The organism is Sphingobacterium sp. SGR-19 (assembly GCF_011043555.1).
Lineage (GTDB): Bacteria > Bacteroidota > Bacteroidia > Sphingobacteriales > Sphingobacteriaceae > Sphingobacterium.
In genome coordinates this window covers 23,442-38,235 of record NZ_JAAKGS010000009.1, presented here as the reverse complement: position 1 = coordinate 38,235, position 14,794 = coordinate 23,442, and the positions used below count along the sequence as shown (strand labels likewise).

Here is a 14,794-nt window from a genome sequence, read left to right as displayed (position 1 = left end):
ATTTAAACGTTCAAAAGTTAAATTCTGTTATCATTCGCGGTTAAATTTGTGGCGTAGTTAACATTTTTGTCGATAAAACGTTATCTTAGTATAGAAAAAAACAGATTGTGAACCTCTTAACGGAAACGCTATATGAGTCAATTAAATAGATTGTTTGATGTTCTGGATAGATATACCTCTGCAAATGCCAGCAGCTGTATGGTTGCAGGAAAAAAGGATGGAGAGTGGCAACTCTACTCGCACGATCGCTTTACCGAGCTTACCGACAATTTGAGTAAAGCCCTTTTATCCAAAGGATTAAAAAAGGGTGATAAAGTTGCTTTGATGTCCGGCAACCGGCCTGAATGGAATATTGTAGACTTTGCCTGTAACCAACTGGGCATCGTTACTGTCCCCTTATATCCAACGTTAGCGGCCCACGATCTCTCGTATATCCTCAACAACGCCGAAGTAAAGTTACTGTTTACAAGCAATGCAGAATTGACTCATAAAGCAGAACAAGCTATACAAGATCAACAATTATCTGTGGAAATTTATACATTTGATGCTGTAGCAGATGAACCGCGTTACCAAGAGTTGATAGAGTCCGGTTCGCGGCAAGATATCAATCTACAACCGTATCGAGATACAGTTCAAAGTGATGATTTGCTCACCTTGATATACACTTCAGGCACCACCGGAAAACCTAAAGGAGTACTCCTCACGCACAAAAATATTCTCAGCAATGTAGAAGCCTGTCAGCATCTGGTTCCAAAAGACACAAATAAAGCTATAAGTTTTCTGCCGCTCTGTCATATTTTCGAACGGATGGTTTTTTATATCTACCTCTCAAAAGGTATCCAAATCTATTATGCGGAGAATCTGGATAATATCGTAGCCGATATCAATGATGTAAAACCGCAGATTTTCACGACCGTACCCAGGGTCTTAGAGAAAGTATACGATAAAATAATCGAAAAAGGGAAAGCGTTGACTGGCCTAAAAAAGGCCCTTTTTTTCTGGGCTGTAGAACTAGGGCATCAATACCAAGAACCTCCAAAAAATGGCTTATTCTATAACATCAAATTGGCCATTGCACGAAAGCTTATTTTCTCTAAATGGCGCGACGCTCTCGGTGGCAATATTAATTTAATCGTATCCGGCGGTGCCGCGCTTCAAGAACGTTTAGCTCGCGTTTTTTGGGCTGCAAACATTAAGGTCTTAGAAGGATATGGGCTAACGGAAACATCCCCTGTCATAGCGGTCAACTCACCTGCGGGAACTGACGTAAAATTCGGCACCGTAGGACGGGTATTGAAGAATCTAGATGTGAAAATTGCAGGTGACGGGGAGATCCTTGTTAAGGGTCCAAGCATAAGTCCGGGCTACTATAAGAATGAAGAAGCCACTCGTGAAGTCATTGATGGAGACGGTTATTTACACACAGGAGACATTGGAGAGATTACGCCAGATGGCTTTCTTAAAATTACTGATCGGAAAAAAGAGATGTTTAAGACCGCTGGCGGTAAATATGTAGCACCGCAGGCAGTGGAAAACAAGCTGATGGAGTCTATATTGATTGCGCAAGTGATGGTTATTGGTGAAAATCAGCGTTTCCCAGCAGCATTAATTGTGCCTGCTTTCGAGGAATTGGAAAAATGGTGCAAACATAAAGGCATACCTTTTGTTTCGAAGGAGGAGGTTGTTAAGGATAGGCAAGTCATCGAAAAATATCAGCGGGAGATCGATCGCTTAAATACCGGCTTTGGGCAGTGGGAAAAAGTAAAAAAATTTGAGTTACTTCCCAAAGAATGGACCATCGACGACGGTGAACTGACGCCGAAGCTGAGCTTGAAACGAAAAGTTATTTTAAAAAATACAGAATCTATAATCAACCGGCTATACGAACATTAAAAACGAAATTACACATATGGAGAAAGAAACACTTTGGCAAAAACTAAAAGGATTTGGACAATTGATATTAGATACTATCAATAGTTTTCTTGCCGATAAATGTCTTAAAAAAAGTGCTTCTTTAGCGTATTATACCGTATTCTCCATCGGCCCCTTGATTTTAATCTTAATTTGGGCACTAGGTTTTTTTTATGGTAGCCAAATGGATTCCCCAACGGGCGCGCGCGACGAGATTATGATGGAGCTTAATCAGCTTATGGGACCGGACATCACCAATATGTTGGATAATGCCATAAAAAAAATATCTCTGGAGAGTAAAAACAGCATAGGACTTTACATCGGTATCGGTGTACTTGTTTTTTCTTCCACAACGATATTTGTCGATATACAAAATTCCATCAACGAAATCTGGCATATTAAAGTGAAGCCTAAAAAGGGTTGGTTGAAAATCATTATCGACCGTCTTCTTTCTTTCTCGATGATTTTGGGTTTGGGATTCCTTCTTATGGTCTCCCTAATTCTCAGCAGTGTAATCGGCCTGTTGATGGGCAAAGTGGGTGATTTTTTGAGTGAATATATTCCAAACATCAACCTACAGATGATCAACCTAATTAATACCGGTGTATCGTTTTTAATTATCGCAACCTTATTTGCTTGTGTTTTTGCTTTTCTTCCTGATGCTAGAACGCGCTTTCGTGATGTATTATGGGGTGCCATCTTCACCGCCTTACTTTTTTTATTAGGGAAATCTCTTATTTCCTGGTATCTGTCGTCCAACGTTACCGCAAGCTCGTTTGGGGCAGCCGGTTCGATTATAATCTTGCTGAGTTTCGTGTATTACTCCGCAGCTATTTTGTATTTCGGCGCTGAGTTTACCAAACATTATGCTATCAAATACGGACGGGGAGTACGTCCCCGTTCTTACGCAGTTCGGGTTGAAATAAAAGAGATAGGATAAAAACAACAGCTTCTCTCTTAAGTTAAGAAAGAAGCTGTTGCTAATATAGTTAATCGCGTCTTAAAAGATTGCCGATCGAATTATGTTAATTATTATAGATCGTAAAATCGTCCATATTTAGACGACCATTGTTGTCGGCTCCCAATCCCAATTTATGGATTCTAAAACGAACCTGACCTTTGATATCCAGATCAAATTCAGCTATTTCAGGTGTTTTGTTATTGGCGACGACATCATTCCCCACCTGACTCCAGGTTACGCCACCATCAGTCGAAGATTCCAATCGCCAGGTACATCCCGGATCGGTACCATAAGAGCCGTGCAAAATAGTCACTTTCGAAGCTCCTCGATAAACATCAAAGTTCATTTGTAAATACAACGGTACTTCATTACGCTGGTTAAACTGTACGCCCTTCGTTCCGTCGACATTAATTGGGCGTAAATCTGTTTTAGTCACCAATGTCACACCATCAAAAGTCCAATTGCCCGACGCTAAATCTAGATTCGCGCGTGCATAAGCATCCTTGACCAAGCTGGTATTGAAAACTTCTGGGAAGCCTGCCGGATACGGAGATGGATTATATTCTTCTAAATCGGTATCATCACGCATCCATAATTGTATTGCTGAACCGTTGAGTCCGTATTGTACAATACCTGTGAAAGTACCGAACGACGGGACCTCTTTATTAGCAAAAGAGGCCGAACTGTTCGTATGTAAGTGTATCGTCCCACCAGTGCCATCATCTAATTCTTTATCCCCTTGAAAAGTATCGTTAGCTTGATGACCAAGAATTTCAGCACCAACAACTTTAACAAGTGAGCCCGCATATTCTGCAAAATTTGCATTCAGTTCTGCTATCACAGCCGTCCTAGGTACTATGGAAGCGTTCTCTTTCAATACTTCAACGTCAGAAGATTTTATGCCTGTAACCGTAATATTCTTATGAACAGCTGTAAGTGTTCCGGCTTCTATATTTACGCGAACGGAATCACCAAGTTTGAATGGAGCATTATCATCGAGCATCACATTGATACCAATCCGCTCTTCCTGTATTACTATTCCTTTTTCTATAGGAAGGTTTCCAGAAGAAGCAGCGGAGACAACTATCCCTGTAATGAAAATCTTCTTAAAGTGCTGTTTGCCGTTTAGCATTAAATCTTCTCCCTTATAGAATTCCTTCAGTTCTTTAATGGCTACGTTGATCTCCTCGTCAAACGCAAAAGAGTCATTTTCTTTTTCACACGAAACGGTAGTCAATAGGGCGACTATAAGTAAAAAATAGTCCGACCAGCGTCTACATATATACATTATATTTTCCATAATATTTTAATATAAAAACACCTACATTGTATCTCATTAATAATGCGGATTTTGTCCCAAAATAGGGTTCAAATCCCGCTCTACATCGGTAATAGGCCACCAATAGTCCCGTTGTGGATTAAAGCTTCGTTGCTCGATTATTTTGTTATCCCATGTATAAACACCCGTATTCATAACCGTCTCCGCAATTTTCCAACGCCTTACATCATTATAGTAATACCCCTCTCCCGCGAACTCCACACGCCGTTCTCGTTGAATAATACCTCTTACCTCCTCTTGATTCAGCCCTCTTGGTATATCAGGCATATCGACACGACGACGAACAGCATCAATCGCATTGTATACAGATTCATCTGGACCAGAAAATTCATTTTTTGCTTCAGCGTACATCAATAAAACATCGGCATACCGTAGGACGATATAGTTCGTATAGGATTGCCCCGCCTTCAAATCAGCTAAGGCATCGTCTGGCTTGTCTTCGGTATAAATACCATATTTTTTTAATCCAAATCCCGTGATTGCGAAACGCGTATTTGAAACTGTTTCTCCCATATAACGAGAACCTGGATATACTATAGTAGCTTCTAACCGAGGATCTCGATTGGCATAAGGATTATTAGGGTCATATCCTGATGCCGGGTCTACTATTGGCAAGCCGTTTTTCATTTCATATGCATTTACGAGACTCAGCGTAGGCGCATTCGTATTATACTGTCTATTGATAAGGTCAAAAGAATTTCCCAGAAATGGAAAGATAAACTGCACGTCAAAAATTACCTCCTCATTATTTTCATTATCCGGTAAAAAAAGACCACGATAATCGCGATAAAGACCATACCCGGTTTCATTAGCCATATTTATTACCTCTGCTGCTGCATCAGCCGCATTTTTCCATTTTTGCTGATCGTTTGTCGGATTAAACAGGGGGCTTGCTTCAAATAACAGTACTTTCGCCTTTAAAGCTTTTGCTGCTCCTTTTGTTGCTCTTCCTATATCATTGGACCCATAATGAAGAGGAAGCATAACTGCTGCACGGTCCAAATCTTCCCGTATCTGTTCAATAACTGTTTCCATGGGATCTCTTGGCAAATTTGATTGGGTTGCTGGGTTTGGGGGATCCAATATTAACGGAATGTCTCCCCAATAGGCGGTCAAATTAAAGTAAAACAGTGCACGCAGAAATAACGCTTCGCCTATCATACGCTGTTTTACACTTTCCTCCATAGGCACTTCTTCAATTCGTTGAATTAGCGTATTGCAGCGACCGATTCCACCATACGCGTGAGACCATCGTGCTGCAATAATTCCGCCGGTACTTCCAGATTGTAGTCCGACAGCTATGGAATTCCAAGAACTGGTGTTACTGTTGTTATACGCATTTGGTGACGCTGTCTCTTCAAATAAAGGTGTAGCATCACCTCCATACAAACCTGATGTCCGTAATGCGGCATAGCAAGACGTTAAATAACGGTCAGCAGAACTCTCTGTAACCCAAAAGTTTCCCTCCGTATAGCGATCTTTCGGCTGAAAATCTAACATGCTATCGCTACATCCTCCCACAAAAAGAAGTAAAATGGAGAGCAAAGAGAATAAATATATATTTTTCATAACTTTCATTGTTTATATCATTTACAGATTACCTAAAAGGTGAAATTTACGCCCATACTCAACGTTCTTAACATTGGATAATGACTCAGACCAACGGCATTATACATCGATTCTGGATCGCCCAATTTAAACGGTGTAAAGGTCAACCAATTTTCTGCATTAACGTAGACGCTTAACGCGTTTATCTTCGCTTTGGACAAAATCCTTTCGGGAATAGCATAACGTAATTGCAATGTTTTTAATCGGAGATAGGAGGCGTCTTTCAGTAAGAAAGTAGAAAATCTAAAATTATCACTATAATTTGCTTCCGTCAGAATGGGCAACGATGCATTAGGTCGCTCGGGTGTCCAACTGTCATTTATCCAATCCCAGGTAAGGTTAGCTCCATTATTCAATGGTGTCGCGGGTCTATTTAATGGAGCTGTTTTTATTCCTGAAACGCCTTGAAACTGTGCCATTAGCGAAATGCCTTTATAGTCTAGATTAAAACCAAAAGAATAGTTGTATTTTGGCATTATAGAAGAATAGTTCTGAATCACGCGGTCATCTCCATTTATGATACCGTCTTTATTCACGTCTTCATATTTTAGATAACCTGCTCTGGTGTCGCCACTCTGAAACGCACTCTGTTCTACTTCTTCGTCACTTTGGAATATTCCTTCCACATTCAATACATAGAATGCATTAATCGGATAGCCTTCCTTCGTTATCGTAGGCAAGTTGGTGTCGTGTCCATATATAATCTCCCCTTTTAAGTCCACCACCTTGTTTTTATTATAGGAAACATTTCCAAATACGCTATATCCAAATCCGTTCTCCAGAACATCCCGATATCCCAAGCTGAGTTCAACTCCTGCATTACTTACACTACCCACATTTTGTTGTGGTCCGGATAGATTACCGACTTGAGAAGGAAGACTAACCCTCCTCAATATTCCGCTGGTTAGCCGCTTATAGACGTCCGCAGTGAAACTAAGTTTATTATTAAAAATCAACAAATCTAGCCCCGCATTATAATTTGTTGTGGTTTCCCAAGAAATCGTTGGGTCGTTTGCAGCTGTTGCGGCGGCCCCGGAAGTCAGTACACCGTTTCTTCCGCCAAAACTGTAATCGTGTCCCAATGTTACCATATTTTGATAACTATATAACGGTACGGCCTGGTTACCCACCTGTCCTACCGAGGCTCTTAATTTCAGTTGGTCAACAAAATTTATATTTTCGAAAAATGGCTCTTGATCTATTTTCCACCCAGCCGATACTCCTGGAAAAAAACCCCACCGGTATCCGGGTGCAAAACGAGAAGAACCATCGTATCTGAATATCCCTTCCAATAAATATCGATTCTTAAAATTATAATTGACCCTACCAAAATAAGAGATAATGGCTTCTTGCGTCGTTCTGCCCGTGATTTCCGCGAGCACTGTCCCCGCATTAAGATCAGTTAAAATATCGTCTGCATATCCTTGCATTTGCGCGCCGGTGGCAATATCCTCATAGTAATCATATTGCGAGCCTAGCATTCCACCAATATAATGGTCCCCAAAGGTTTTCTTATAGTCTAACGTATTGTATATATGTACGTTGGTTTGATTATCATCATAACTATACGATCTAGGCGCAGTTGCTGGACTGTTATAGTTCTGACGTTCTCCCGTCTTGGCATCGAGCTTATACATGACCGGAACAAACCGTTCCAACAATCCATCATATTTATCAGCCCCGAACTTTACCGTATAAGACAAACCAAAAGGTAACTCATATTTTGCCTGAAGTGTAGTTAAATATCTTACTACGCGTTTTTCTTGTGAACCTTCATGGGCAAGCATGCGGGGATGTTCCCAGTTATTTCTACCCGGAATACGAAGGAAAGGATATCCGTAGTTCCCATCTGCCAAAAGATCATTTTGAAGCGGTAAAGCACGATTTACCAAGCTCATAAATTCCCCGATACCATAGGCGGGTTCCGTATAATTGCGAAAATAACCATGTGTTGACAAGTCAACCGTCAATCGTTCCGTTACCTTCGCAGAAGTATTTAACCCTAAAGAATATCTCCGTTCCTGATTTCCTGGCCCAAAAATCACCCCATCCCTGTCAAGATATCCTACCGAAAATCTATAGTTGTATTTCTCTGAGCTGCCCGATGCACTCAAATCATGTTTGTTCATGATACCATTTTTAAACGCAATATCATACCAGTTATTCGCCGGATAAGTATAAGGATCCAACGTCATTCCCAGCTGATACCCCCCTATATCTCGTTCTGAAAATGTTTGACTTGCCTTGCCCTCATTAAATTCTGCTTGATTCAACGCCTTCATATAGACAATAGGATCCCACACCAAATCCAACATCATCGTAGCCTGCTGGATACCGTGATAGTATCCATAGTTTATTTTTGACTTACCCCTACCTCTTTTGGTGGTAATTAGAATCACGCCATTAGCTGCTTTCGAACCGTATATGGCTGCAGACGCATCTTTCAAAACAGAAATACTGGCGATATCATTCGGGTTAACTTCGTCCATTGGATATTCGATACCGTCCACCAGGACCAATGGATTGTTATTATTTAATGTTCCGATACCACGTATCCGAATCATAGCTCGGTCAACTCCAGGCTGGCTTGTGTTCAGATTTACATAAAGTCCGGATGTTCCATACAAAGCGTTACTCACATTGGTTAAGGGTCTCCCTTCATTGTCCTCCATATCGATTGTCGCGATTGACCCGGTAATGTTCTCCTGTTTTTCGGTACCATACCCTACGACTACGACTTGGTCTAATGCTGTCGAAGAAGATGTCAATTGGATGTCCACTATATTACGATTGTCAATCGCAACCTGTTGTTGCCTGAATCCAACATACGTAAATACCAAAACCGCATTGTGCGGAATATTAGCTAATCGATAATTTCCCTCCGCATCAGTTGTCACCTCCCGTGAGGACCCTTGAACAGAAACTGTTACCCCGGGAATCGGGCTACCTGTTTCATCGGTTACTTTGCCTCGAATATCGTCGTCTTGGTATATAGTAGATATCGTGGCGTTAGTCGGACTATGGCGAGCAGACAAATGTCCGCCAGCCAAACAGAGACATAGCATCCATAGTAGTGCTCTTTTTTTAGTTAGATCTGTTATTGTATTCATAACTTATGCTTTATTTAATAAAGTAATTTTAGGTGTAAAAAGAGGTGTATTTTACTCACGTGCGCCATCATATTTAAAGATATTTGCTCTTCGGTAGTTTTCAGTTTCTTGGTAGGAAGCAAATCCTAGATACAACTGATTACCTCTTATCTTTATTCCCTCTGCTTCCATATATCCACTACTATTGGTGACACCTGCTTGCATTAATCTATTTATATCAGATAGCGCTGTCACCCTGGTGCGTGGGTATACGATATTTCCTTGAAGATCAAAAACAGTTACATACGCTTGTGATTGGCCAACAGAAGCGCCAGTTTCTGTCCAATTGCCTTCAAAAAAATAAACGTGGCGGCTTCCGTCTATATCGTATCCTTGGAAAGGAAAGGAATTCACATCAACAGCTTTGTTAGTGCCAACTGGAACAGAGAAACTACCCAAAGGCGTCAGTTCACTTAAGTCTCGTCCGTTAACCGTGCGGGAGATAATCTGTTCAACACTGCCCACTTCCTCTCCCCCAACTTTAACAGAGAATGTAAAATTCTTTGGGCTCAGTGATTCCGCTTCACTCAATTTATAAGTATAGAAATGTCTCTCGCCTCCTTGGCTAGCGTTAATACACAGCAAATCATTTTTCCTATCCACCGCGGCCTGGATTCTAAGTAAACCATTATTCAGAAAGTAGGACTCACCCGCATAACCATCATGTATTTGTCCTGATCGATAGGGTATGCGTGAAACGGATTGCTCATCCCAATATTCTCCCGAAGTGTATTTAGTAGCATTACTGCCCACCCAGACGTACAGTTCGCCGTTGTCATCTTCCTCAATTGCAATATTGCCCCCATGGCCAAAATATTTCAATGTCATGTAGTCTGTTTTCCCCTCTTGGTTAGGTTTACTTTTGATGATATAGATCTCATGTGCTTTGGTTCGCCCTGGCTCGAATCCTCCTGCAACACCGATCTGACTGTAATAGACATTTCCCGATTTATCAAAATCAAAAGATTGCATCACACGATAGGGAGCAATCAAGGACACATCGATACTATACGCCATCGGATCTGAAAAAGGTCGAGATAAAGATTTTGGGTTTAATGGGTGATCATAATTTGTATCTTTTACTTCTACTTCGCAAACAGCTTCGACAGATTGATAAATTGCTTTTATTGTCGCTCTTCCTGGTCCAACGGCGTTCACCTCTCCAGCATTCGTGACAATTGCAACCTGTTCATCGGACGATGTCCACGTTAAACTCCGTGAGGAGACTTTCGTCTCTCCCGTTGAAAACTTAATGAGATATTTCTCTCCCGTATTCATCTTGGCGCTGTTTTCCCCGAATGTCAGATCAAGAACATCTTTTCCAACTTCTTGACTTGGCTTATTACAAGAATAAAAGGGTAGAAAAACCATAACGGTTAAGACATGCGCTATTATATTTTTTTTCATAACAAATGCTGTATAAATAATTTTAGTTTATCGCCTCACTTACCTCAATAGGCAAATCGGACTCTAATACCGTGGCACCATCAGCATATACAGCACGATATTTCTTTGCCCGCTCCTCTTTGGTTGGCAATTTATCATACGTTGGCGCAGTCGATATCATGCACATCACGCCTTTAGATTTAAAGAAATCATACATTGCTTGGTTGGCTTCTTTTATTTCAGGTCCGATGTAAACAATCATCCGGTCATAGGGTAATCCAGACGCTTTAAACTCCTCCAAGGCGTTTTTATCTTTTATGTGCATGGATAGGTATTGATTCGGGTTTTTCTCTAAGTAGAACCTCGCCTGTTCGACATTATGTACCGTAACCCATACCCATTTATAAGCATTGTGCTTCCGGATTATTTCAGCTGTTACCTCCAAAGGCAGGTCTTTTTTATCTAGGTTGAGGATAGTCTTTCCTTTCGCCCACTTAATCATTTCGTCTAACGTGTTGATACGATATTTAGTGGGGTTACCCTGATGGTCTTTCAGCCGTAATTTTTTAAGTTCTTTCCAAGTATAATCAGCAACCTTCCCCGTCCCGGTCGTCGTGCGGTCTAAGGTTGCATCATGCACCATAACCGGTACACCGTCTTTGGACAAACGTGGATCGATCTCAAAAATAGCGGGTGTATGTTTCAGAACCTCTTTCATCGCCACAATGGAATTTTCGGGAAGCCCTTCCTCCATTGTCCCACGATGCCCGCTAATAATCTTTTTACCGGGTGCATATGCAAAGTATGCGTACATCTCCTCCACATTGTTAAAATTTAGTTTATGAAGCTTTTGTGCCGTCACAGAGGCGACGGTTAACATGCCTGTGAAACAAAGTGCAATAGCGTGTAGAATTGTTTTCATCTGTATAAATTTGTTAATGGATAAATCTATTTATTTAGGCATTTAACTTTAGCAATTGACAACCTCGATGATGCGTTAAGGTGAGTAACGTAAGTGCTGAATTGTCTTGAACCAGACGCCTATAGTTTTTTAATGGCATCCCCAATTGACTTGCTAAAAACAGTCGGTTCACTCCGTTATGTCCAACAACCAAAATGGTTTTATCACTATATCTCGCTATCAAATCGTCATAGAAGGATTGTAGTCGAGAAATCACCTGCATAGCAGTTTCTCCAGTTCTTCCCGCTGGAAAACGCTCAGGCGCCGCGAGCCAATTGTCCCAAGATTCGGGATCTTTTGCCTGAAATTCTTCCGGACGCATTCCTTCCCATTCCCCAAAGTCAACCTCTATCAGACGATCGTCTACCAATACGTTTTTAACACGACCGGAAGCAATCTCTGCTGTTTTTTTAGCTCTTTGCAACGGGGAAGAATAAACTGCATCAAAGTCGTATCCTTCTAGTAGCTCATACATTCTTTTTGCCTGAGAAATCCCCTTTTCGGTGAGTTCAACATCTGTCCGCCCGCAATACCTGTTTCCATCGGCGTTAAATGACGTTTCACCATGTCTAAGCAAACAAATTGTAACCATTTTTATAAATAATTTAGTGCCTTAAGTTTTTCTTTGAATTGTTGATATTGTGCTTCATATTTAGCCACCAATTCTACCTCGGGAAAAATCGCTTTTTCCATAGCGGTCATATGTGAAGCCGCATCCGTTACGGAGGCGTAATAGGTATTGGAAGCGGCCATGATGGCCGCGCCTAATGCACCACTTGCAGCTTTACATTTGTAAATAGGTACGTTCAATACCGCTGCCCTTATCTTTAGCCATACCTCACTATTGCTACCACCTCCAGCGGTATACACCGCAGCAATCTTTTCATCCGAGAGCTCTTCAATAATTTCGTAGGCAAGCCGTTCAATACAAGCCACACCTTCCAGATTTGCCGCATACAATTCTGATTTAGATATTTGCTCTGGCACAATCGCTCGCGCATATGGAGTCGATAGCGGAAAGCGTTCGCCGTCTTGCAGCAACGGCCAAGCAATTTTACCGGTGGGTATCAATTTCTCTGCTGTTTGGTTCCATTGTAATATATCCGAAGAAAAGTCAACGGTAATCCAATCTGCGCCCGTATTGCTTGCACCACCTGGCATCCAGTACCCCTCGGGATGTCGATGGCTATATAACCTTCCTAGCGGGTCAACCACTTGTTTTTTTGTTACACCTTTAATGACTAACGTGGTGCCAATAGTCGTGTTCCAATCGCCTGGCTTAACCGCACCGGATGCCACCTGGCTTGCACAGCCATCCGTCATCCCGACGATCACTTCTATCTCATTTAGCCCCCAACGGGTCGCTAAATCTTTCTGCAACCGTCCAACCACCGTACCCGATGGAACCACTGTCTGCAGCCATTCTTTTTTTAATCCTAATTCATCGATTATATACGCCGGCCATTTTAAATTGGCGACATCATATCCCGATTTCAATGCGTTCGTATAATCTGTTGTGTTATAGACACCAGACAACTTGCCTACCATATAATCTGACGCGTGGATCCATAGGGCAATACGACCTCTGTGTTCGGGATAACACTCCATAAACCAAAGCATCTTACTGATGCCGCTGGAGGCATTAAATCCGGTATAGCCATCTTTCATATGTTGCAAAGCGATTTCCTGAATACGTTTTCCTTGTTCAGCTGACCGCCCATCGCTATACATAATCGCATCGTGAATAGGTTGATTATTTACGTCCAAAGGAATAACCGTACCGGATGTCGAGGTAACGGATACAGCTTGTATCGCTGATTTATCGAAATCTGCTGCCAATCCATTCAACATTTCATCAAGAAGCTCTACACAAGCATTCCACCATACAGCGGGCGACTGCTCTTCTCTTGCTCGCTCATCGAACACAAAAGAACGGGAAGCAGAAGCTATTGATATTCCCCGCTGATCAACAAGAATAACCCTTGCTCCTTGTGTTCCGATATCTATCCCTATAAAGTACGCTTGCATGTTAGGATATAAGTTGTTTAAAGGTTTTACGGGCATTCTTCCACGTTATATATAACTGTTCAAATTGTTCATGCTTTTCCGGAAAGGTCTCATCCAGCAATACCGGCGTTGTATTGTTTATTCCAAGCGCATCGTTACATATAAAAACACCGCCCAAAACAGACGCTTGTCGATATGTCGCGCGAATTCGAATATTCTTGCCAAGTAGGTTCGCCAAAAATTGTCTTAACTTCTTACTTTCTATACCACCACCACATGCCCAGATATAGCTTTCTTCATGTGCTGAAACATCGCACAGAAATTTATAGTTCTCATAAATAGAACAGGCAATATCCCATAAAATGGAAAACACGAAACTTCCACGTGTAAGCTGATGAGAGACAGGTGCATTAAAAATAAACCCACCCTTGGTCAACGGCTCATCTTCATCGGCGATCAACGACCCCAAAGACGCTACACACTGGGAATAACTCGTATCGTCCAATTCTCGTTCGATCACATCATAATCTTCATTCGGGTAAAAAATCTCTTTTAAACGTTGATAGTTCAATCCCGTAACACCGGCATTAGCCTCTAAAATAAAATGTGATTCGTCAATGTGCCTACTTGTCCATGTGCGTTGATTACTATCTTTAACATACCGTTCAACCATTTTAATGATAGGCGTAGTGGTCCCGGAGACAATAACAACATCATTTGTTGATGGTTCCATGCTGCGTATCGCCAACTGCGTATCGCCACCACCTACTACGACAGCAGCTTCTGCTGAGATGTGCAGTATCTGAGAGACCTCTGAAAGTACTTTTCCCAATACCGTTCCGGATTGTTTCAACACAGGAAAAATGTCATTAGGGATATCAAACAACGCAATGAGTTCCGTAGACCACTTTTTCCGCTCAACATCATACAACAATGTTTCGGATGCCTGTGAATGCTCGTAACAGGTTATACCTGAAAACTTAAACTGTATCCAGTCACTAATACTCATAAAACAGGTCGTCCTTTCAAACAAATCGGGATATGTATTACGGAGACCTATCAATTTATATACAGAAAATAGGGATGTCGGATAACGTCCTGACAGTTCGTAAACCAGATCCTTTTGGGTCAGTTCTCTTTCCCACTTGCGACCGCGATGATCGATATTGGGCATACCCAAGAGGGATAATCCTTCTCTGTCGACCACAACAATCCCCTCACGCTGGCTTGTGGCGGTGACTGCCTTAATACAAACTTCTCCTGCATCCGACAACGCCTCCGCTGCTAACTTTAAGATCTGCTGCCACAACGCTTCTGGGTTAAAATAAATGGACTCCTCATAATTAGCATCGGCATGGTACTGTACATTTTCTCTTTTTATGGCCAGTATATCACCGGCTGGCGTTACTACGCCTACCCTGGCATTACCAGTACCTATATCGACGATTAAATACGCTTCTTTTTGTGCCATA

10 protein-coding genes are annotated in these 14,794 nt (G+C 41.7%); 2 read left to right on the top strand and 8 right to left on the bottom strand.

All coding sequences use genetic code 11. The features are described from left to right. Nucleotides 1–132 precede the first annotated feature (132 nt). On the top strand, nt 133–1,893 hold the full coding sequence (locus tag G5B43_RS15490) for an AMP-dependent synthetase/ligase (RefSeq protein ID WP_165295716.1): 1,761 nt from the start codon (nt 133–135) through the stop codon (nt 1,891–1,893). Nucleotides 1,894–1,909: 16 nt separating this feature from the next. Then, a complete protein-coding gene (locus G5B43_RS15485; protein WP_165295715.1) occupies nt 1,910–2,851 on the top strand; it encodes a YihY/virulence factor BrkB family protein in 942 nt (313 codons plus the stop codon). Nucleotides 2,852–2,936: 85 nt separating this feature from the next. Here G5B43_RS15485 and G5B43_RS15480 read toward each other — a convergent pair whose 3' ends face one another. From G5B43_RS15480 to G5B43_RS15445, 8 genes are read right to left on the bottom strand one after another with little or no spacing between them, the layout of a single operon-like run. After that, on the bottom strand, nt 2,937–4,172 hold the full coding sequence (locus tag G5B43_RS15480; protein WP_165295714.1) for a DUF5689 domain-containing protein: 1,236 nt from the start codon (nt 4,170–4,172) through the stop codon (nt 2,937–2,939). 36 nt (nt 4,173–4,208) lie between these two features. Further along, nucleotides 4,209–5,780 (bottom strand): RagB/SusD family nutrient uptake outer membrane protein, encoded by a 1,572-nt coding sequence (locus G5B43_RS15475; protein ID WP_165295713.1) that lies wholly within the window; start codon nt 5,778–5,780, stop codon nt 4,209–4,211. A gap of 32 nt (nt 5,781–5,812) precedes the next feature. After that, a complete protein-coding gene (locus G5B43_RS15470) occupies nt 5,813–8,929 on the bottom strand; it encodes a SusC/RagA family TonB-linked outer membrane protein (RefSeq protein ID WP_165295712.1) in 3,117 nt (1,038 codons plus the stop codon). A 51-nt stretch (nt 8,930–8,980) separates the two neighbouring features. After that, nucleotides 8,981–10,375 carry an Ig-like domain-containing protein gene (locus G5B43_RS15465; RefSeq protein WP_165295711.1) on the bottom strand — a complete coding sequence of 465 codons (1,395 nt, stop codon included), beginning with the start codon at nt 10,373–10,375 and terminating at the stop codon, nt 8,981–8,983. Between the two features lie 22 nt (nt 10,376–10,397). Further along, the gene (locus tag G5B43_RS15460) at nt 10,398–11,276 is read right to left on the bottom strand and encodes a glycerophosphodiester phosphodiesterase family protein (protein ID WP_165295710.1); all 879 of its coding nucleotides are present in this window, start codon (nt 11,274–11,276) and stop codon (nt 10,398–10,400) included. 34 nt (nt 11,277–11,310) lie between these two features. Further along, a complete protein-coding gene (locus G5B43_RS15455; RefSeq protein WP_165295709.1) occupies nt 11,311–11,907 on the bottom strand; it encodes a histidine phosphatase family protein in 597 nt (198 codons plus the stop codon). Between the two features lie 2 nt (nt 11,908–11,909). Further along, nucleotides 11,910–13,343, bottom strand: coding sequence for an FGGY-family carbohydrate kinase (locus G5B43_RS15450; RefSeq protein WP_165295708.1), 1,434 nt, complete (start codon nt 13,341–13,343; stop codon nt 11,910–11,912). A gap of 1 nt (nt 13,344) precedes the next feature. Continuing rightward, a complete protein-coding gene (locus tag G5B43_RS15445; protein ID WP_165295707.1) occupies nt 13,345–14,793 on the bottom strand; it encodes an FGGY-family carbohydrate kinase in 1,449 nt (482 codons plus the stop codon). Nucleotide 14,794: the final 1 nt, after the last annotated feature.